The 21,008-nt window shown below is 69.5% G+C and carries 19 protein-coding genes; 8 read left to right on the plus strand and 11 right to left on the minus strand.

From position 1 onward, the window contains the following. The gene (locus tag P2L57_RS10360) at nt 1-1,386 is read left to right on the plus strand and encodes an amidase (RefSeq protein ID WP_275811713.1); all 1,386 of its coding nucleotides are present in this window, start codon (nt 1-3) and stop codon (nt 1,384-1,386) included. Between the two features lie 59 nt (nt 1,387-1,445). Here P2L57_RS10360 and P2L57_RS10365 read toward each other — a convergent pair whose 3' ends face one another. From P2L57_RS10365 to P2L57_RS10390, 6 genes are all read right to left on the minus strand, one after another. Beyond that, nucleotides 1,446-3,086, minus strand: coding sequence for an APC family permease (locus P2L57_RS10365; RefSeq protein ID WP_275811715.1), 1,641 nt, complete (start codon nt 3,084-3,086; stop codon nt 1,446-1,448). A gap of 480 nt (nt 3,087-3,566) precedes the next feature. Further along, nucleotides 3,567-4,592 carry an inositol-3-phosphate synthase gene (locus P2L57_RS10370; RefSeq protein WP_275811717.1) on the minus strand — a complete coding sequence of 342 codons (1,026 nt, stop codon included), beginning with the start codon at nt 4,590-4,592 and terminating at the stop codon, nt 3,567-3,569. Nucleotides 4,593-4,687: 95 nt separating this feature from the next. Beyond that, the gene (locus P2L57_RS10375) at nt 4,688-5,743 is read right to left on the minus strand and encodes a DUF6528 family protein (RefSeq protein WP_275811719.1); all 1,056 of its coding nucleotides are present in this window, start codon (nt 5,741-5,743) and stop codon (nt 4,688-4,690) included. 299 nt (nt 5,744-6,042) lie between these two features. Beyond that, nucleotides 6,043-6,585 carry a transglycosylase family protein gene (locus P2L57_RS10380; protein WP_275811721.1) on the minus strand — a complete coding sequence of 181 codons (543 nt, stop codon included), beginning with the start codon at nt 6,583-6,585 and terminating at the stop codon, nt 6,043-6,045. A 346-nt stretch (nt 6,586-6,931) separates the two neighbouring features. Further along, on the minus strand, nt 6,932-7,195 hold the full coding sequence (locus tag P2L57_RS10385) for a hypothetical protein (protein WP_275811723.1): 264 nt from the start codon (nt 7,193-7,195) through the stop codon (nt 6,932-6,934). Nucleotides 7,196-7,304: 109 nt separating this feature from the next. Then, entirely contained in the window at nt 7,305-7,700 is a 396-nt protein-coding gene (locus P2L57_RS10390; RefSeq protein WP_275811725.1) for a hypothetical protein, read from the minus strand. Nucleotides 7,701-7,991: 291 nt separating this feature from the next. Between P2L57_RS10390 and P2L57_RS10395 the strand changes: the two genes are divergently transcribed. Then, nucleotides 7,992-8,540, plus strand: coding sequence for a hypothetical protein (locus P2L57_RS10395; protein ID WP_275811727.1), 549 nt, complete (start codon nt 7,992-7,994; stop codon nt 8,538-8,540). 63 nt (nt 8,541-8,603) lie between these two features. Here the strand turns inward: P2L57_RS10395 and P2L57_RS10400 are convergent, their stop codons facing one another. Beyond that, complete coding sequence (locus P2L57_RS10400) at nt 8,604-8,747, minus strand: hypothetical protein (protein WP_275811729.1); 144 nt, start codon at nt 8,745-8,747, stop codon at nt 8,604-8,606. Nucleotides 8,748-8,770: 23 nt separating this feature from the next. On the opposite strand from P2L57_RS10400, the gene P2L57_RS10405 reads away from it, so the two are divergent. Further along, nucleotides 8,771-9,103, plus strand: coding sequence for a WCX domain-containing protein (locus P2L57_RS10405; protein ID WP_275811731.1), 333 nt, complete (start codon nt 8,771-8,773; stop codon nt 9,101-9,103). Between the two features lie 6 nt (nt 9,104-9,109). On the opposite strand, the gene ligD is transcribed toward P2L57_RS10405, so the two are convergent. From ligD to P2L57_RS40675, 4 genes are all read right to left on the minus strand, one after another. Then, nucleotides 9,110-10,015 (minus strand): non-homologous end-joining DNA ligase, encoded by a 906-nt coding sequence (gene ligD, locus P2L57_RS10410; RefSeq protein WP_275811733.1) that lies wholly within the window; start codon nt 10,013-10,015, stop codon nt 9,110-9,112. 5 nt (nt 10,016-10,020) lie between these two features. Next, complete coding sequence (ku, locus tag P2L57_RS10415) at nt 10,021-11,052, minus strand: non-homologous end joining protein Ku (protein ID WP_275811735.1); 1,032 nt, start codon at nt 11,050-11,052, stop codon at nt 10,021-10,023. A gap of 174 nt (nt 11,053-11,226) precedes the next feature. Further along, nucleotides 11,227-12,000, minus strand: a complete 774-nt coding sequence (locus P2L57_RS40670) for an ABC transporter permease (protein WP_372515673.1) — start codon at nt 11,998-12,000, stop codon at nt 11,227-11,229. A 2-nt stretch (nt 12,001-12,002) separates the two neighbouring features. Then, a complete protein-coding gene (locus tag P2L57_RS40675; protein WP_372515674.1) occupies nt 12,003-13,274 on the minus strand; it encodes an ATP-binding cassette domain-containing protein in 1,272 nt (423 codons plus the stop codon). Nucleotides 13,275-14,343: 1,069 nt separating this feature from the next. On the opposite strand from P2L57_RS40675, the gene P2L57_RS10425 reads away from it, so the two are divergent. From P2L57_RS10425 to P2L57_RS10445, 5 genes are all read left to right on the plus strand, one after another. After that, entirely contained in the window at nt 14,344-15,252 is a 909-nt protein-coding gene (locus P2L57_RS10425) for a DUF1611 domain-containing protein (RefSeq protein WP_275811737.1), read from the plus strand. Beyond that, the gene (locus P2L57_RS10430; protein WP_275811739.1) at nt 15,249-16,334 is read left to right on the plus strand and encodes a hypothetical protein; all 1,086 of its coding nucleotides are present in this window, start codon (nt 15,249-15,251) and stop codon (nt 16,332-16,334) included. Before P2L57_RS10425 ends, P2L57_RS10430 begins: the two co-directional genes overlap by 4 nt. Beyond that, entirely contained in the window at nt 16,331-18,136 is a 1,806-nt protein-coding gene (locus P2L57_RS10435) for an ABC transporter ATP-binding protein (protein ID WP_275811740.1), read from the plus strand. The genes P2L57_RS10430 and P2L57_RS10435 overlap by 4 nt, the downstream gene beginning before the upstream one ends. A 246-nt stretch (nt 18,137-18,382) precedes the next feature. Then, the gene (locus tag P2L57_RS10440; protein WP_275811742.1) at nt 18,383-19,954 is read left to right on the plus strand and encodes an APC family permease; all 1,572 of its coding nucleotides are present in this window, start codon (nt 18,383-18,385) and stop codon (nt 19,952-19,954) included. 179 nt (nt 19,955-20,133) lie between these two features. Beyond that, nucleotides 20,134-20,889: a hypothetical protein gene (locus tag P2L57_RS10445; RefSeq protein WP_275811744.1), complete on the plus strand. Its 756-nt coding sequence runs from the start codon at nt 20,134-20,136 to the stop codon at nt 20,887-20,889. The last annotated feature ends 119 nt before the right edge of the window (nt 20,890-21,008 follow it).

Consider the following 21,008-nt stretch of genomic DNA (forward strand, 5'->3'; position numbering starts at 1 on the left):
ATGCCAATGTGGCCTGGACGTACCGCCGTTGAGATAGCAGCCGCCGTACGCGAGGGCTGGGCCACGCCCCGCGAGGTGGTGGCTGGGCATCTGGCACACATCGAGCGCGAGGACTCCGGAATCGGCGCCTTCCGGACCGTGCGCTCCGCACTCGCCCTGGCCGAGGCGGATGCGGTCGCCGCCCGGCCTGATCTCGCCCAACTGCCGCTCGCCGGAGTCCCGGTGGCGGTCAAGGACAACCTGCCGGTACGCGGCGAGTCCAACCGCAACGGTTCCGCGGCCACCACCGACACCCCCGCCCTGGCCGACCACCCCACGGTCCAACGGCTGCGTGCCGCCGGCGCCGTTGTGGTCGGTCTGACCAACGTGCCCGAGTTGTGCGTCTTCGGCACGACGGACAGCGTCTACGGCATCGCCCGCAATCCATGGAACCCGGCCCGCACGGCCGGCGGCTCCTCCGGCGGCAGCGCGGCGGCGGTGGCGGGCGGCATGGTCCCCATCGCCCTCGGCAATGACGGTATGGGTTCGGTGCGCATACCCGCCGCCAACTGCGGACTGATCGGCCTCAAGCCGGGTTTCGGGACCGTGCCCGCCGGAATCGGCGACGGCGACTGGTTCGGCATGTCGGAGAACGGCCCGCTGGCCACGACCGCCGCCGACGCCCGGTTGATGTTCTCGGTGCTGGCCGGGGAGGACCCACCCCGGGCGGACCGCCCGGCGTCCGGCCCGCTGCGCATCGCCGTCTCGGTACGCAGCCCGCTGCCGGGCGTCGGCGTCACCGCGCCGTACGCCCAGGCCGCCCGCGACGCTGCCGAGTTGCTCGGGCAGGCCGGACACCGCGTCACTCCGGCCGATCCGCCCTATCCGGTCTGGCTGGGCGCCGCGGTGCTCTCCCGCTGGACCGCGGGCACCGCCGCTGACGCCGAGGGGCTGCCCGCCGGGCTGCTCAACCGGCGCACCCGGCGGCACTCCGCACTCGGGCGGGTCCTCGCCCGCACTCCGCTGCCGCACGCCGACCTGCGCACCCGGCTGCGCGAGCGGCTGGCGCCGTTCTTCGCCCGGCACGACGTGCTGGTCATGCCCGCCCTCGCCCGTCCCGGCCCGGCGGCGGGCCCGTCGTACGAGCGCGGCTGGCTGTCGAACCTGATCACCAGCACGCGGTACTCACCGCTCACCCCGCCCTGGAACCTCGCAGGTTGGCCCGCGATCAGCGTGCCGATGGGCAGCCTGTCCCACGCGGTGCCGTGCGCGGTGCAACTCGTCGCACCGCTGGGCGGCGAGCACACCCTGCTCGGCCTGGCCGCCGAGATCGAGTCCCGCCGCCCATGGCAGCGGATTCCCGGCCGGGACCGAGGGCCCGCCGTAGCGCGCGGCGAATCCACGTAGCAACGACTGAGCCCGGCCGGAGGACCGGCCGGGCTCATTCATGTCAGGACGCGGAAGGCTCAGTGCCCGCCCTCGTCCACCACCGTCACCGAGTCGATGTTCCGCTGGATCTCCTCGCTGGGCAGTGCCGTGGCACGGGCCCAGTAGTAGATCACCAGCGAGAACACCGCGATGATCGCGATGTCCCACCACAGCGGGATGGTGCCGGTTCCGTTGCCGAAGCCGCCCTGCCAGGAGATCAGGCCGATGCCGATCAGGTAGACCGGCAGCCACTGCGCGGACTTCCAGTTCAGCATCGGGGCGTTCGGCAGACCCTTCCGGCTGGCGTACACGGCGTACGAACCGAGCAGGACGTAGCCGAGGATGATCGCCACACCCAGGCGCCACAGCGTGTCCCAGCCGGACCAGTAGATGATCAGGCTCGCGATCACGAAGGACAGCGGCGAGATGATGCCACCGCCGGGCAGGCGGTACGGCCGCTCACGCTCGGGCAGGCGGCTGCGCAGCGCGCCGAAGGCGAGCGGGGCACCCGCGTACATCAGGACACTGGCCGAGCTGATGAAGCTGACCAGCTGCTGCCAGCTCGGGAACGGCAGGAAGCAGATCACGCCGGTCACGAAGGCCATGATCAGACCGAACCACGGAACGCTGCGGGCGTTGGTGCGCTCGAACAGCGTCGGGGCGTAGCCGTTCTTGCTCAGACCGTAGGAGATACGCGAGGTGGAGGTGGCGTAGATCAGACCGGTACCACCGGGAGAGATGATGGCGTCCACGTACAGCACCCAGGCCAGCCAGCCCAGTCCGATGACGGTCGCCAGACCGGCGAACGGACCACTGATGCCGGCGTAGTCCAGCTTGGCCCAGCCCTTCGCGAAGGAGCTCGCGGGCAGCGCGCCGATGTACACCACCTGGAGCGCCAGGTAGATCCCCGCGCCGATGAACACCGAGCCGATGGTGGCCCGGGGGATGTCCCGCTTGGGGTTCTTGCTCTCACCGGAGATCTGGATCGCCTGCTCGAAACCGAGCAGCGCGAAGATGATGCCGCTGGTGCTGATCGCGCCGAGGACGCCCTTGGCGCCGAACGGTGCGAAGCCGTGCGAGGTGAAGTTGCCACCGTGGAAGTGGGTGATGGCCAACACGAAGATCGCGAGCAGCGGGACCGCGACCTTCCACCAGGTGGCGGCGCTGTTGGTGTGTGCCAGCAGCCGGACACCGAGGAAGTTCACCGCGACGAAGACGGCCATGAGGACCAGCGCGACGATGAAGCCGCTGACTGTCAGTGTCTGGTCCTTGTTAAGGAAGCCCTGTGCCCACGACCAGTGGCCGGCGTAGCCGATCATGGCCTCGACCTCGATCGGGGCCACCGTGGCCGCCTGGAGCCAGGAGAACCAGCCGAAGGACATACCGGCGAGTCCGCCGAAGGCGTAGTGCGGATAGCGGGCGGTACCGCCCGCGACCGGGAAGAGCCCGCCGAGCTCGGCATGGACCAAGGCGAGCAGCACGATCGCGATCGCGCCGATGGTCCAAGAGATGACGGCGGCCGGGCCAGCCACGACCACGGCCTTCTGCGCCCCGTACAACCATCCTGAACCGATGATTGAACCGACAGACGCCCAGAGCAGTCCGATCAGGCCTACATCCCGACGGAGCGTACTGGGGTCCCGCGCCGTCTGCGGGGCGAACTTGTCAACACTGACCATGAGGGGCCTCTCCATTAATGGCAGAGCTTGCTGAGAAGAGTTGCCTCAGAGTAGGGAGCGTTCATACGTCCGCAAAGAGCCGACGATGAATAGTTACCTTCCAGAGATAATTTGCTGGTGTCCTGCGTGTTTCCCCTAGGTCTCCTCCTCTCAGCCGCCCCTCACGCCACTAGCAAAGAACTGGTCAAGAGTCCAGTTCAGTGGGACCACGCGGAGCCACTTATTACCCACCGGTCACAAGACCACGGGAATCACTTGAGCGTAATTTGAGCCTTCCCACCACGCTTTCCCGCGCCGCCCCCGGCGCAGCGGCGCACTGCCCGCGAGCGGGCGTCCGGCCGCGCTGCGTGTGCGAACTCGCCATCCACAAACGGGGGTTAGTCCGAGTCGGGTAAGGCATCCTCGATAGCTCGAAAGCACCGCCTTAAGCGCCCGGCAACGCCCGGCACCGGACCGCACCGCGCCGGTGGCTCGGCTGACCTAGCGGCCGGGCCGCGGAGCCGCCTTCATCAGCAGTGCCGCGATCGGATCGATGACCCCGGACTCCCCCCGGTCCAACGCGGACTTCATGTAGCGCACCGCGTCGAGCACGTTGCCCGCGGCGCTCGGGGAGTCCTCGACGCTCAGCCGCAGATCGAGTTCGAGCGGAGTCCCGCCGAACGCCTCCCCCTCGACGCGGATGAAGGCGACCTTCCGGTCGGCCAGGAACGGAACGTAGTCCGCACCGACATGGACGTTCTCCGCGGCGATGTCCGGTCCTCGCCCCGCGCCGGCGGACATCCCCGCCGCCTTGGTGGCCTTCTTGCTCCGCATCCGGTCGGCGTCCTGCATGTTGAGGAAGTCCATGTTGCCGCCGCTGTTCAGCTGGTACGTGTTCCGCAGCCGCACCCCGTTCGCGGCCAGCACGTCCAGCAGTGCGCGGTGTACGAGGGTGGAACCGAACTGGCTCTTGAGGTCGTCGCCGATCAACGGGAGACCAGCGGCCTCGAACCTGCCCGCCCACTGCGGCGAGCGCGCTATGACCGCCGGGATGCAGTTGACGAACGCGCACCCGGCCCGCAGCGCCGCCTCGGCGTAGACCTCGGAGGCGCTCTGGCTCCCGACGGGAAGGAAATTCACCACGACGTGGGTGTCCGTGTCCTCCAGGTGCCGGACCACGTCGTCGAGCGTGGCCCCGCCGCGCGCGTCGATCCGGTCCGCGCAGTGCCGACCGACACCGTCACCGAGGACGCCCTCGACCACCGGCACCCCGAGATGGGGCACATCGGCGAATTCACGAGCATTGTTCGGCGGCGCCCAGATAGCCGCCGAGAGGTCCTTTCCGATCTTCGCGGTGTTGACGTCGAAGGCCGAGGTGAACACCACATCGGAAACGGCGTAACCGGCGCACACGGGGTTCATCAATCCGGCAGGCGCACCCGCCGCATCCGCATAGAACCGCACACCCTGTACCAGCGAGGAAACGCAGTTGCCGACCCCGACCACGCCCACATTGACCGTGCCCATACTTCCCCCCGCTGATCATTCGACAGACTCCCCCGGCGAAGACTAGCCGCGTGACCAGCCCACCAAAAGATCAACTCCGGCCAACGGGAACTGGATCACTCCCCGTCCGCGTCGGACGGCAACAGCCAACGCGCCTTGTAAAGGCTCGCTCCCGCGGTGTCCTGGCGGCCGTCGGGCGAATGGAAGTCAATGGTGGACGTGCACCACTGGCATGGATTGCCCGACTGCGGGGTCACCGTGAGGACTTGGCCGGTGTCCGGATCGTCCCCGACGCTCTTCACTCCGGCCCGGTCGATTCCGCGCTGCCCCGGGTACGCCACAAAGGCGTCTTCGGAGATGGAGTACTGACGCACATGGTGGGTGGTGGTGACCCACAGCCGGTTGCCGTCCTTCGCCACCGCCGCCAGGTCGTGGCCGCCCCGGTCGGAAAGGCTGACGGTCGCTCCCGCCTCCACCTCGGGCCGGGCGTCCGTACCGTCGACCTTCAGCCCGATCAACTCGCTCTCGCCCAGGGCCCACAGCGTGTCGTTGGCGTTGTCCCACTGCACACCGTGCGCACCAGGCAGGTCGAACTGGACGTACCCCGCGGAACGCGGCCCCTGTGAGGCGGTGTAGATCCGGATGAACCCTCCGGTGCTGGCGGCGACCGCCACGTTGCCGTTGGGCAGGAGCTCCAGGCTGTGGGTGTTTCCGCCGACCAAGGCGGCCCACGCGACATCACCGTGCGGGTACGACACCATCGCTGCCAGGCCCCCCGACGCACAGGTCAGCAGCCACTGCCGGCCGTTGACCACCCGGTGCTTGGCCTCGCTCACGTTGCGCCAACTGCGCTGCGGATTAAGGGCGTTCAGGCTGCCGTCGTCAGCCGGCGACCAGGACCACAGCGCCGCCCGCGCGGCGGACCGCTGGGCGCGTCTGCCGCGGTCCTCCCAGGACTCGTCGTGCGGGTCGAGGACCAGCACCCGCTCACTGGCCTGATCGGCCGCGAGGAGCAGGCTTCGGGACTTGGCCGGTGGGTCGATCCGGGGACTCCTGCGGGTGGCGAGCGCCGACGCGGGTGCGGCGCCGGTGGTCAGGGCCATCGCCACCATGCCCAGCACAGCGCGCCGTGACCGTTCGACCGGCTGGCGCTGCCGCCGGCGCGCGGTCATGAGTCGGCTCCGACCGCCAGGCCCTCCCGGGGAGCGTCCCCGGGTCCCGCGAAGATCGCAGGTCGGTCGCCTCGCCCTGAGCGGCATCGCGAGGCGCGTCTCAGTAGTGCAAATGCGTCCATTGGGCCATTGCAGCCCGGCGCACTGCACGCCCGGCGCTCACACGCCCCGACTCCCTCGAACGGAGCACGGTTTCCCCCCGGTTCGCCGCACGGGGCACGCGGGTGAGACGGCCGACCGGCCCGCCAGGGCTTGGGCTCCGTTGCCCGCGGACCGGCCGGTCAGCCGTCTCCCGATGGTCAGCGGACCCAGTGCCGGTGCCGGTGAACCCAGTACCGGCGCCAGTGCAGCCGGTAGTGACGCCCGTGGAACCAGCGGTGATAGGCATGGAACCAGTGCCGGTGGCGCAGATGAATCCGGTACCGGTGCCACCGGAACGCGTGCCGGTACGTATGGCGCGAGTAGCCGCTACTCAGGTGGTGGCGGCCGTACCCCAGTCCGGTGGCTCGTGCGGAGCAGTCCGGCCAGGCACCGAGCCCCTGACTGGACAGGACCCTGTTGGCGATCGCGATCTGCTGCGAACGACTGGCCTGGTCAGCGCGCGCGGCGTAGGCGCCGCCGCCGAAGGCGTGCCAGGTGTGCCCGCTGATCTGCAGACCGCCGTAGTAGCCGTTCCCTGAGTTTATGTGCCAGTTACCGCTGGCCTCGCAGTTCGCGAGATGGTCCCATGAGCCTGAGGCGTACCCACCGGGGGCCGCCGGTGCGGCCGCCGCTGCCGGTGCGCCCACCGCGCCCGCCGCCACCGCGGCGGCGAGCCCGTACGCGAGATACTTTGCCTGCATGCCGTCCTGCCCTCCTGAAACGGACCAGGAAAAAGCCTGGCGAGCTCACTGGCAGTGATGGCGTCGCCGTTTACTGCCATGGCAAAAGCCCTAGGCGATTATCCGACAATTGGCAAGACGTCAGATCTGTTGCGCCGCGGTCGTTCTGTCGGTTTTCCGAACTGTCCACACAGCCACCTGGCGGAAAGCGTCAACTGCCGCCTCCGCCGCCGTTTTCCGGAGCCCGCAACGTATCTCCGGCCGGACGCCCGGCTATGGCGGTGGCACCCCATTCGTGTGTACGCCGCCGAAGGGCTGCTCCTTTCGGGGCCTTTCGACGCCCGGCGTCGAATTCGCCCGCTTAGCGTCAGCGATGACGTACGGCGGCCCGCAGTGCGTTGCGCATTTCCCGGTGGCGGCGTTCGACCGCCGCCCGGCGCATTAGGGGGTGCTCGTTCAGGGCGTATGCCGCCCGCCGGTACGCCTCCCATCGCTCGTCCCATTCTCGGCGCTGTCGCGGCGACCAGTTCGAGGGTGACCCCACGTCGGGGCCACCCAGTGCCGCCAAGGCCGCGTCCGCAGCGCACTGCAGAGCGATCAGATCGTCAGGGAGTTCGAGCGCATCGGGCATGTGGCGATCGTAGGGTGCTTGTGTGATGAGAATGTGACGGTGGAACGTCATTCAGGGCCGCCCCGCGTGCGGGGCGGCCCTGAATGAGGCGTGCGAGTGAAGCGGCGCGTCAGCGCACCGTTACGGTGACCGGGGAAGAGGTGGTCGTACCGTCATGGACGCGCAGCACTTCCCTGCCCTTGGTGTTGAGCTTGGCCGTCAGCTTGTAGATGTTGCCCTTGAGCACCTTGGCGCTCGATTGCAGCGAGGTCCACTTGGAACCGTTCCGGTGCTGCAGCTGGACCGTACTACCGGTCGCCAGGCCCTTGGCCGCGCCGACGATGGTGACCTGCTGCCCGGCCTTGACGGTGGTGGGGCTCACCTTGATGGTGAGCGACGACTTGGCGGACGCGCTGGGCGCGGGTTTGGGCGCGGCCGATGCGGCGATCGCGCCCGTCGTACCACCGGCCAGCAGGGCGGCGGACAGGGCTCCGACAACAGCGAGACGAGCAGAGTTGGACGTCATGGCTTTCACTGCGCTTCTCCCATCGTCACGAAGTGCACCTACTGCCTGATGAGTAGATGCACTTACTGCGAATGAGTCGGTCACGTCACACTATCGGGCTAGCGTGCGACTCGCCACATTTGGAGTATTTCGCGGCATGTGGCAGCCGTTCACCCGATTGGCGCCCTTGAGGTGGTGCGGCGCCGACGGCCGGGAAAGAGTCCGATCAGGGGCGACCGCCTCGACGGATACCCGAAACCGCTCAGCCCACCGCATGCGGGGACGAGCCGCGAAACCAAGGGAAGTGATCCGGTGCTGTCGTCACCCTCCCGGCTAGGCCACGGTGTTCTCGCGGTACTGATGTCGGCGCTGCTGCTGTTGCTGCCCGCTTGTTCGAGCAAGACCAAGCAGACATCGTCCTCCCCGGCCTCGGCGTCGGCCTCGCAGGACAAGGTCCGGTTCGCCAAGACGAAGTTCGTGGCCAACGCGAGCCTGGCGTCAGGCGCCGTGTACCAGTGGATCTACAAGCCGTACAAGGCCGGGACGTTCCAGAAGGGCGCCAGGGGGCGCACCGCCGCCCTGGTGAAGGGTGGTCTGGCCGCGGCCTTCGCATACAACCGGTTCAAGGCGGCGATCCGCGACGCCCAGGGCGACCCGCTGCTGTCGAAGGCGGTGGCGCCGCTCACCGGCGGCGTCGACAAGCTCAAGGACCTGGGCTCGAAGATCAAGGGCGGCAACGCCACCGACAGCGACTTCAACCAGATCCAGAACACGGTCAACGGCGTCAAGAACGCCGGTAGCCAGAACGGGGCGAACGTCACCGACAACGTTCCCTCCCTGAAGCAGATCGGCGGTTCCTGACCGGACGTGCGTCGGCACCGTGACCGCCCCCGGAGGTCACGGTGCCGACGCACGCCGAACGGGTCAGCTCACAAGCGCCGGCTCGTCGGTCGTCTCCCGCGGCGCGTCCTGGGACTCGTTCACCGCCACCGGCTCGTCGGCGTGCCGCGGCGCCCGCTTCGGCAGCGCGGACATCAGGGCGAAGACCGCCAGCAGGCCGCCCGCCACCCACCACAGTAAGCTGGACGCCGATGCCCGCCGCGAAGCTCTTCACCCGGAACGCGGCAGCCTACGTCGCCCGCAAGCTGTCCGGTCTTCCCCCCAGCTACCGGGCGGTGGCGACGCTGTACGCCCCGGTCGAGGAGGTGGCGCGCCGACTGGGCCGCGCCGCCGGTCAGTTGGAGCCGATCGACGAGCGCAGCTGCCGACTGCACAGCAGGGCGGACTCCCTGGAGTGGCCGACGCTCCGACTGGCCGCGCTGGGCTGCGAGTTCGAGGTGCACGAGCCGCCGCAACTGGCCGAGTACCTGGGTGCGCTGGGCACCCGGCTCACCCGAGCGGCAGGCGGCACCGCCGGTTCCTGAGGCCCATCAGCGCGAAAGCTCGGCTGCGTTGGCCGGGTCCGCCAGGCCCGCCAGCGGATCACCCCGCTCGGCGACGCGTTCCGCGACCTGGTCCGGTGTGAAGGCCAGGTCGTCCCGGTGCTCGCAGGCGATGACCTCGTCCCAGGTCACGGGGGCGGTGACGGCCGGGCGTCGTTTGACCCGAAGGGTGTAGGGGGCGGCCGTGGTCTTCGCCGAGGCGTTCTGCGACCAGTCGATGAACACCTTGCCCGCCCGTACGGCGCGTGTCATCACCGCCGTCACCAGGTCGGGGTGCTCCCGCTGCATCCGCACCGCCAACGCCCTGGCGTAGCCGGACGCCTGCTTCTCCGGAGCGGGGCGCAGCGGTACGTACAGGTGCAGCCCCTTGGAGCCGGAGAACACCGGATAGGCCTCCAGGCCGTCGTCCGCCAGGAGTTGCCGCAGGCCCTGTGCGATCCGGCAGCACAGCACGAGGTCGGCGCCCTCGCCGGGGTCCAGGTCGAACACCAGCCGGTCGTGCGCGTCCGGCCCGTTCGCGGTCGTCCACTGCGGTACGTGGATCTCGTAGGCGCCGAGGTTGACCATGGCGAGCAGTGCCGCGGCGGAGTCGATCACCACATAGCGCGCCGGGCCCTCCCGGCTGGCCACCCGGGTGGTGGTGACCCAGTCCGGGAGGCCCGGTGGCGGGTTCTTGGCGTACCAGATCTGGCCGTCGGGGCCGTCCGGCGCACGGACGAAGGAAGCCGCCCGTCCGGCGCAGTGGTCCAGCATCTCCGGCGCCACCCGCACGAAGTAGTGCAGCACGGCGGCCTTGGTGGTGCCCGTATCGGGGAAGAGGACCTTGTCCAGATGGGTGAGGACCAGGCGGTGGCCGTCGACGTCCAGCACCTGCCGGTCCGGCGCTACCGGCATCGCGGTCAGGCCGATGCCTTGGCTTTGCGCCGTCGGCCGGCGGCGGAGAGCGCTTCGATCAGTTCTTCGCGGCTCATCGTGGACCTGCCGGGGATGTCGGCTTCGGCGGCCATCTCATACAGCGCGGTCTTGCTCAGCCCCGCGAGATCCGCCGCCCGGGTGGTCTTCCTCGCGCGCCTCTTCTCCGTGGCACCCGCCTTGTCGGTCTTCTTCTCCGCGCGGGCGGGAGCGCGCTTCTTCGCGCCGGCCTCACCGCCCTTCCCCTTCGCCCGCTCCAGGCTGGCTCGCAGGGCATCGGTGAGGTCGATGACGTTGGTGGACCGCGGTGCCGGTTCCGCCTTCTCCACCGTGCCACCCGAGCGCTTGGCCTCCAGGAGTTCGCGTACCCGCTCCTGGTAGGTGTCACGGTATTCCCTGGGATCCCAGTCGACGCTCAGTGCGTCGACCAACTGCACCGCGGTGTCCAGCTCACGCTTTTGGACCTGTGTGTTCTCCGGGAGTCCGCCGATCTCCCGGTGCGGATCGCGCACCTCGTCCGCCCAGTGCAGGGTGTGCACGACCAGGACGTCGTCCACCGGCTTGACCGCCACCAGGTACTCGCGGTTGCGCATCACGAAGGTGGCGATCCCGGCCTTTCCGGCCTTCTTCAGGGCTTCCACCAGCAGGGCGTAGACCTTCGCGTACTCCTCGCCGCGCGGTGCCAGGTAGTACGTCTTGTCGAAGTAGACCGGGTCGATCTTGTCCAGGTCGACGAATCCGCTGATCTCCAGGTTCTTCGACCGGCCGGGGGCGATCTCGTCCAGTTCGTCCGGCTCGACCACCACGTACTCGTCCCCGATGTCGTAGCCCTTGACGATGTCCGACAGCGCGACGTCCTCTCCGGTGCGCTCGTTGACACGCTTGTTGCGCACCCGGTCGGCGGTGCCGCGCTGGATCTGGTGGAAGCGGATCGTGTGGCTCTCTGTCGCGCCGAACATCTGCACCGGCACGGTGACCAGACCGAACGAGAGCGCGCCGCCCCAGACCGCATGCGCCATGGCACCACCACCTCCTCAGTCCCATGGCACCCCGGCCGGGAGCTGATCGCATCCCGGCGACGGGGCGGCAGCGGCCTTCAGCCACTGCTGGGAGCCGTACGGTCGGCGGCGGGGTGACCGGCCGGGCAGGCGAGCCCGGTCCCGGTGGGGACGGCCACGACGTGACGGCCTCGGTCAGCGGCGGCGCATGACCTGTGGTTCGTGCCGCCGCAGCATTCCGGTCACCACCGCCACGCCCATCACGCCGAGTCCGACCAGCACCCCGACGTCCAGGGTCCACTGGGTCGCGGTGTGCGCCCAGAGCGGATCGGACAGGTTCGGGTGCGCGGCGTCCGCGGGCGGCCCGATCCTGGTCAGGTCGATGGTGGCGGCCTGCGCCGCGACCGCCCACCTGGACGGGGCGAGCCAGGACAGCTGGGCCAGCCCGGTGTCGTTGAACATGGGGAAGATGGCACCGGTGAACATCACCTGCGCCACGGTGGACACCACCAGCAGCGGCATGGTCTTCTCCGCGGTACGCACCAGCGCGGAGATGATCAGGCCGAGCATCATCGAGGTGATGGAGAGCAGCACCACCACCAACACCAGCTCCACCGCGGAGAGTTGGGTGACCAGACCGGCGGTCGGCAGACGGCGGCCCGCGAGGCCGATCACGGCGAGTACCAGCCCCTGGGCCGCCGTTATCACTCCGAGCACGGTGACCTTGGACAGGACGTACGCCGATCTGGACAGTCCGGTGGCCCGATCCCGTTGGTAGATCACCCGCTCCTGTACGAGCTCGCGCACCGAGTTGGCGGTGCCGGTCAGACAGGCTCCGATGGCGAGGACCAGCAGTACGCACTGGGCGTCGACGTTGGCGATCGGTCCGCAGGCGAGTGGACGGCCGCTGGGCTGGTTCGCGGCCAGGAAGCCGTACGCCGCGGGCACCGCGGCGCTCAGCACCCCCATGATCAGCGGCAGCGCGGCGAGCAGTCCGACATGCCGCGGTCCGCCGCGATCACCGAGAAGTTGCGCCGTACCAGGGTCACCAACTGGGAGCCCCAGCTCGGCGGCTTCGGCGGCCGTACGGCGGGTACGCTCTGCGGCTGGACGGCGTCGTCGTCCGATGGTTGGTCCGGCTCTTCCGACTTGCCCGCGGTGTAAGTGCGGTGGTGGATCGACTCCCGGTAGATGGCGGCCCAGTCGCGGTCGGGGTACTGGTCGAAGTCGCGGAAGACGTCGGCCCAGTCCTGGTGTCCGAAGAAGTCCAGCGCGTACTGCGGCGGGCCGAAGTACGCGGTGCGGCCACCGGGGGCCAGTACCAGCAGCCGGTCGCACATATGGAGGTTGGCCACGCTGTGGGTGACCACCGCGACCCTGCGGCCGCCGTCGGCGAGGCCTCGCAGCATCTGCATCACCTGCCGGTCGAGACCCGGGTCAAGACCGGAGGTCGGCTCGTCGAGGAGCAGCATCGCGGGCTTGGTGAGCAGTTCCAGAGCGACCGAGACGCGCTTTCGCTGGCCGCCGGAGAGCGCGGTGATGCGGTTCTCGGCCCGGTGGGACAGCCCCAACTCGGCCAGTACCTCGGTGACTCGGGCGTCCCGCTCGGCGGCGTCGGTGTCCTGCGGGAAGCGCAACCGCGCCGCATAGCGCAGCGCCTTCATCACGGTGAGCTGCGGGTGCAGGATGTCATCCTGCGGTACCAGGCCGATGCGGTGCCGCAGTTCGGCGAACTGCTGGTAGAGGTCGCGCCCGTCGTACAGCACTTCACCGGAGTCAGCGGGCCGGTATCCGGTCAGTGCGCGCAGCAGCGTGGACTTCCCCGAGCCGGACGGGCCGATGATCGCGACCAGGGACTTCTCCGGCAGATCGAAGCTGACCGAGTCCAGCAGGGTCTTGTACTCGCCGCGATGCCGTTCCCTGACCGTCAGCTCCCGGGCGGTGAAGGTGCCGGATTCGGCGTCGCCGCGCTCCACCAACCGGTCGTCGTCGAGCTGGAACGTGGTCTGGCCTATGCCCACCAGGTCGCTCGGACCTATCGCGCACCGCTCGACCGCATGGCCGTTGACATAGGTTCCGTTGGAGCTGTCCAGGTCCACGACCTCGAACTCGCCCTCTTCGGTGGCGTGGAGCTCGGCGTGGTATCTGGAGGCCATGAGGTCGCTGACGACGATGTCGTTGTCGGGGGCACGACCGATCCTGACAATCCGTTTGGAGTGCAGCAGCCGGCTCGTGTCTGTCATGGTCCCTCGGGAATTGCTTGTCGTCTTCGGCACCTGCCGGACGCCGTCCGGCCCTGGGCACGGCAAGGCGACAGCGGCAGATCGTGCCGCGCCCCCCTCCCGTACTCGAAGAGGTTATCCGTTGTACAAGAATGCGATTCCCAGGGATTTGGTTCCCCGCCGCCGGGGTAACGAGCGAGCACGATGACCGGCAGCGGTCGGCAACTACGCACATCCGCCCACATCCCCCCGGCGGCCAAGCCCCGCGCACTGTTCCGGCCCGTTCCAGAATCGGGCCGCCCGGCGACCGCACCGGCCATGCACGGGCGGGAATTTACCAAGAATTTCTCTTTACGTCGGGTACCGCGCGGCCATGAAGTCCCGGCGACTTCACAGCTAACTCACAGAGGCCGCATAGCGGGTTGGGGCACCCGGCCGGAGCGCACGCCCGCGACATCGACGCGACGGTCTGTCGGGACCCGATCGGCCAGCTCGGCGATCCGCCGGCAGAGGGGAACCTCATCCGAATCTCTGCCATACCGGACATTTCGTCCATCCTCGACAGGAGACCGGCCCGCCGCCCCGCGCCGAGCACGGCTCCGCGCGGTGAACTGCCGTAAACCGTGGCCCATATGGCCGACAAAAGCGGCCGTCACCGTGGCCGCCAAGGTGTTCGATTCACCGTCAGGAGGGCACCCGCCACCCCGTCAGAACACCGGTGAAATGGGGCACGTTACCCAGCTGGCCTACCAGACTGGCGCGCCGGATTGCGAGGGGAGGTGGAAGGAATCACGATGATTGTGCGGATGGCACTGCCGCAGCTTTCGATCAGTCTGATTCCGGCGTAGCCGCAATGCCCGTGCAAACGCCTCCGCTTCCGGCAAGGAGCCGCGACAGTGCGGCTTTTAAATCAACGTAAGGCTCCTCGCCGGTCGAGGCTTTGGGCCTGTTGGGAGTACCGATGAGGGACTTGTCCACGGCGAAATGGAGTCATGTCACCCGCCGAGTCCCCGACATGAGGCGATGTCGGCTGGGCGGACTGGCCTCACCACCGCAACTCGGTGATTTGGTCGTTGCGGAGGTTACCCGTGTGGGCGGCCATGAACGGCTGGAGGACGCCCACGGCCGGGGTGTCCGCCTGCACAAGGGTGATCTCGTGGTCGGCGCATGCGGCAACCGGTATGCGACCGACTTCTACGAGGGCTACCACCGGCCCGGTCCACGGGCGCACCTGCTCACCGCGGGCGGCGTGATCGGCACCGCCGTCTCCTGGCACACCAGCTGTCTGGCGCCCACCGAACTGGAAATCGTGGGCGCGCTCACCAATGAGGACAACCTGCCACTGTCCCTGGAGCACTTCGCCAGGCCCCGTCCCGCGGCGGCGTCCGCCGAGCTACCGGAGCCCGGGGCCGGGGCGCACGCCATCGCGGTGGTGGGTTCCTCGATGAACTCCGGGAAGACCACCACCGCGGCCGGTCTGATCAGCGGCTGGGCCCGCGCCGGGCTGGTGGCGGGCGCCGCGAAGGTGACCGGATCCGGCAGCGGCAAGGACCGCTGGACCTATATCGACGCGGGGGCGGCCCATGTGGTCGACTTCCTGGACTTCGGGATGTCCTCGACGTTCGGCTACCCCACCGACCGGCTCCGCTCCACGATGATCGCCATGCGGGACACCCTGGTACACGACGGGGCGAACGCGATCGTGCTGGAGATCGCGGACGGGTTGTTGCAGGACGAGACACGGCTGCTGACCGCCTCCTTGTCCGCGGTCTGCCACGGCACGGTGCTCGCGGTGGGCGACGCGCTCGCCGCCCGCGCCGGTGTCGATCTGCTCCGGTCGACCGGCGTGCCGGTGCTGGCCGTCAGCGGTCTGGTGACGGCCAGCCCGCTGGCGGCGCGCGAGGCCGCCGCCGTCACCGGATTGCCGGTACTGTCCCCCGCCCAGCTCGCCGAAGGGGCGGCGCTTGATCTGCTGGCCGACCACGCCCTCGCACAGTGATGCGCGTCGCCGCCTATCTGCCGGACGGCGGTACCGGGCCGGGCCGGCTGGCTGAGGTGGAACTCGACGCGACGGTCGTCGGGCCCGCCGAGCTCGTGCTGCCCGAGGTGACGGTGTGCGACGAACGCGGTGGCGAACTGCTGCACGGCGCCGACCTGGTGTACGACCCGGCGGCGGGCGGCGGCCCGCTGGCCGCCGCCGAGGCGGAGCGGCAGGCGCGGGCGTTCGGCCTCACCAACGCCGCGTACCACGCGCAACGCGCCCTGCGGTCGGCCGCCGCCCTGCTGGAGACACCGCTGCCGCACCTGCTGGTGCGGATCGGCGCCCACTCCTCCCCCACCCGCTGGGGAGGCGGCCACTACCGGCTTCCCGGAGCGGCGAACCCGCCCGAGCCGCACCCGGTGGCGCCGACCGGAGAAGTCCACCTCGGCAGCGGCCGCGCCTTCGTCCTGGGGTCGGCCACACCGTACTTCCACGCCCCGGCGCACAATCCGGCGATCGTCTACCACGAGGTCGGCCACCACATCTGCCGCCACACCGCCGACTTCCGGGTGAACCGCCTGCGGCCGCCGGACGCCCAGCACAGCGGCAAGGTCGCCCTCGACGAGGGCACCGCCGACTTCCTGACCGCGCTGCTGCTGGGCACCCCCGACATCTACGGCTGGCACCGGGCGCACATTCCGGAGTGGGACCCGCGGCGGCGCAAGCTCGACGCCCGCTGGACCATGGCCTTCCTCCGGCCCAAGTCCAGCGGCCACGCGCATGCCAACGGGACCATCTGGGCCTCGGCCCTGTGGTCCGCGCGGGCCCGGGTGCTGGCGGAGGGCGGTGACAGCGAGCGCTTCAACCGCATGCTGCTGGGCGGCCTGTCGGGGCTCGGCGGGTCCGACGGGCCGGTGCGGGAGGAGCAGGACCGACGCAACCGCTTCTCCGAGTCGCTGCGCGAACTCCTCACCGCCGATCCCGTACTCGCCCCTGCCGTGCTGGCCGCCATGGCCGACCACGGCATCCATTCGCAGGGCAGCAATGCGGAGTTGCGGGCCCGGATAAGAAGCACATCCACCCCGGTGGTGACGACATGAGCGGCACCCACAAGACCCAGCACGCACTATGGCGATTCCGTGGGTTCGGCACGCCGTATCTGCGGATACTTTCGCTGGGATTCGGTCTGCGTATCTGTGAGATGACCGCGGACCTGGCGACCCCGTGGCCGGTCGCCGCGGTCATCGACCGTGTACTCGGAATGAGTTCCTCGCACAATCCGCTCAGTTCACTACTGGATCTGTTCGGTACCGGGAAAACCGCCATGCTGACCACCGCGGCCGCCGCCGTGGTGCTGCTGGCCGTGGTGTCCGGGGCGTTCGACTACGCGGGTGACCGGGTGATGAACGGGACCGGCGAACGCATCAGCGTGGCGATCCGTGCGGACGCCTACGCCCATCTGCAGCGGCTGCCGATGAGCTATCACGACCGGCAGTCGGTGGGCGAGTCGACGAGCCGGATCATCACCGACTGCGGCCGGATCAAGGACAGTCTGGTGGCGCTGTTCTCCACCTTGTTCCCCGGGCTGCTGTCCATCACCAGCTTCGCGACCGCCCTGCTCTTCCTCGACTGGCGGTTCGGCCTCATCGGCCTGGGCTGCATTCCGCTGGTCCTGGTCACCGGGGCCCGCAACCACCGGCTCGGCCATCGGGCGGCGCGACGGCAGCGGGCGGCCGAAGGACGGCTGGCCGGTCTGGTCACCGAGTCCCTGCACGGCATCAAGACCGTGCACTCTTTCGGCCGACAGGACCTGCACGACCAGCACTTCGCGGCCGAGAGCGACGGCACCCTGCGGGCCGGGCTGGACGCGACCGACATCCAGGCCCGGCGGGTGCCGATGCTGGAGGTGGCGACGGCCTTCGGCACCGCGTCACTGCTGTGGGTCGGCGGCACGGGCGTGACCCACGGCTGGTGGAGTGTCGGCCATCTGGTGGTCGCGCTCAGCTACCTCGCCGGGATGGTCAACCCGCTGCGGTCACTGTCGAAGCTGTCCATCACGTTCAGTCAGGGGCAGGCATCAGCCGAACGGATCATCTCGATCCTCGACGAACCGCGTCCGACCAGCGGGACCACCGCGGACCTGCCCGCCCGTGCCACCGGGCGGATCGACTTCAGCGGGGTCGCCATGGCCTACGGCCGACGGCCCGCGCTGCGCCGCCTGGACCTTTCCATCAGCCCCGGCGAACGGGTGGCGCTGACCGGGCCGAACGGTGTGGGCAAGTCGACGGCGCTCGCCCTGATCGCCGGTCTGTACCGGCCCACCCGGGGTGCGGTACGGATTGACGGCCGCGCGACCACCGACCTGCCCGAGCAGTGGCTGCACCGCCAGGCCGCCATGGTGCTCCAGGACACCTTCCTGTTCTCCGGCACGCTGGCGGACAACATCCGCTACTCACGGCCCGACGCCTCCCCCCGCGAGGTGGCCGAGGCCGCCGAGGCCGCACTGGTCACCGATTTCGCCCAACGGCTCCCGGACGGTCTGGAGACCCGACTCGGCGACGGCGGTACCGGGCTGTCCGGCGGCCAGCGGCAACGGGTGGGCATCGCCCGGGCCCTGCTCGCCGACGCGCCGATCGTGCTGCTGGACGAACCGACGTCGGGGCTCGACATGGAGGCCGAGCGCCTGGTCGTCGCCGCACTGCGCCGGCTGGTCACCGACCGGACCGTGGTGATGACCACCCACCGTCCGGCGCTGCTGCGCATGGCGACCCGCGAGGTACGGCTGACCGCGACCGACGGCGTGCTGCACAAGACGCTCCCGACGGGACGGCCGGTCGGCAGCGTCCCGCTGGTGATCGACCCACGGGACACCGTCGAAGTCCGTCCGGCAGAGGGCGGTTGACGGGGCACCGCGGGTTCGGCCACGGTCATCAGCGCGCTCAGGTATCCGCGCGATGCGGCGTTGAGGGGCGAGTCCTCGTCGAACACGGCCGCAGCAGGGCGGCCGGAAGTAATGCAGACACGGCAAACAGCCCCGGCTCGTCCCACCTGTGAAGCCGGTACGAAGGCTTGCCCTCTGGGTGCACGAGACCCACAGTGGGACAAGAATTAAGGACGAAAAGGTTGAGCGCAAAATTGGGAGTGGAGTATGACGCCAGTTCCCGACGACCACCCCCTCCCGGCCGTCGCCCCCGCGAGCGGCGGCTCCACCGCTGGCGAGAAGGGCCTCAAGACCGGTGCGCTGGGCCTGTTCTCCTCCGTGGCCATCGGGCTGGCCTCCACCGCCCCCGCGTACAGCCTGGCGGCGACCCTCGGCCTGATCGTCGCGGGCGTCGGACTGCAGGCGCCGATCATCATCGTCCTGGCGTTTGTCCCGATGCTGCTGATCGCGTACGCCTACCGGGAGTTGAACGCGGTCGACCCCGACTGTGGGACCACCTTCACCTGGGCCGCTCGTGCGTTCGGCCCGCGTACCGGCTGGATGGGCGGCTGGGGCATCGTCGTCGCCGACATCATCGTGATGGCCAACCTGGCGCAGATCGCGGGCTCGTACGGCTTCCAGCTGCTCGGCCTCGGTTCACTGGCGGCCAGCACGCTGTGGACCACCGTGGCGGGGGTCTCGTGGATCGTCGTGATGACGGTCATCTGCTACGTCGGCATTGAGATTTCCGCCGCCCTGCAGCGCTGGCTGCTGTGCGTCGAGATCGCGGTACTGGCCCTGCTCTCGGTGACCGCGCTGGTGCGGGTGTACGGAAGTCATCCGCCTGGAACGTCGATCCGTATCGCCGCCTCCTGGTTCAACCCCTTCGACGTCGCCTCGGTGAGCGCGTTCACCTCGGGCATGCTGCTCGCGGTCTTCATCTACTGGGGATGGGACACCGCGGTCTCGGTGAACGAGGAGACCGCGGACAGCAGGCGCATCCCCGGCCGCGCGGCCGTCGCCTCCACGGTCCTGCTGCTGCTCCTCTACGGCCTGGTCGCCACCTCGGCGCAGGCCTTCGCGGGGGTCGGCACCAGGGGGCTCGGCCTGGCCAACCCCGACAACTCCGCTGATGTGCTGTCTACTTTGGGCACGTCCGTCTTCGGCGGCCATGGATTCGGCGGATTCCTGGCCAAGTTGCTCATCTTCATGGTGCTGACGTCCTCCGCCGCCTCCACCCAGACCACGATCCTGCCGACCGCCCGCACCGCGTTCTCCATGGCGGCGCACAAGGCGCTCCCGGCCCAGTTCGCCCGGGTGCACCGCAAGTTCCTCACCCCGACCTGGTCGACCGTCGGCATGGGGCTGGCATCCATCGCCTTCTACGTCGGGCTGACCAGGATCAGCGGCAATGTGCTCAGCGACTCCATCTCGTCGGTCGGGCTGGGCATCGCGTTCTACTACGGACTCACCGGTTTCGCCTGCGTCTGGTACTTCCGCCGCACATTGACCCGCAGTATGCGCGACGCGTGGTTCCGGGGGATCCTGCCGGGTCTCGGCGGCCTGCTGCTGTTGTTCTTCTTCTGCTACGCGGCCTTCGACGTCTACGCGGACCCGTCGTACGGCCACACCTCGATCGACCTGCCGCTGCTCGGCGCCACCGGCGGGGTCAGCGTCATCGGTGTCGGCTCACTGGTGGCCGGCGCACTGCTGATGCTCGTTCAACAGGCGGTACGGGGGGACTGGTTCCGGAACCCGGACGTACTGGTGAGCAGTGCCACCGCGTCGGACGGCGACTGAGCGATGCTGTCCGGCGCCCCGGCCACCGCCACGTCTACCGCTATGCGGAATGTGACTTCCGAAATCGACCCCCTCTGGGTAACGTCTCCCGGCGGCGCCTTCCCCGCCCCGGCCCCGCGCGGAGGACACACGTGACACACGGGCACCAGGAACCGCCGCGCCACGCGGATTCCCGCCGAATGGGAACCGATCCACTCTGGCCTGCCTACAACCGTCTCCTGACGGACGAGGAACTCGTCGAGATGGGTCGCAGCCTGTCCCGGGACTCCGGCATCGTCTCCCCGTACGCCCGCCGGGCCACCGCGCTGCTGACGGCCCCGCGCGAACCGTTACGAAGGGTGGCGGGCGCGTGGTCCACCGGCTGCGACAGCCGTGTCATCACGGCCCTTTCCAACGCTCTCACGCAGCTCCCGCGGCAACTGGCGCCGCCGTTGGTCGTCGACCTGTTCCGGGGGCCGGGCACACTCGGCTTCGAACTCGCCCGAAGACTGGGCGGAACCGTGTTCGCCGCCGAACCGGACGCCTTCACCCAGGAGGTCAGCAACGCCTACCTGGCCCGAGCCGGGGCCGGTGTGCGCCTGCACAACGTGCACTGCCGCGATCTCCCGCAGGCCGTGGCGCCCCGGGGGCCACGGGACATCTACCTGGTGGAGCCGCCCTGGCAGGCGGCCGCGCCGGGACAGGAACTCGACCTCGACACCGCGTACCCGCCGATCCGGCTCATCCTGCAGGACATCAGCCGAGCCCGCGGTGGGCGGCCGTATGCGGTCGTGCTCAAGACCGGCGAGCGGATCAACCGCGACTCCCTGGAACGCGCCTTCGCCGCCGCCCGCCATCTGCGGTACTTCACCAGCGCGCCGCCCCTCGCCCCCAACCTGCCCGGCGGACCCCCACCGGCGCACTACCACCTGTACGCCGTCCCCGGTTGGCGCTGAGCCGGCGGCACGGGTGAAGAACCGCCAGGCCCGGCCAGCCGCTGATCGACTTGCCGACCCCGACCCGCGGGTGTGACCTGATGAGGAGGGGGCACTGGGCGAGGGGGAACGGAGGCCCG

Source organism: Streptantibioticus ferralitis, assembly GCF_029223525.1.
GTDB classification, from domain to species: Bacteria; Actinomycetota; Actinomycetes; order Streptomycetales; family Streptomycetaceae; genus Streptantibioticus_A; species Streptantibioticus_A ferralitis.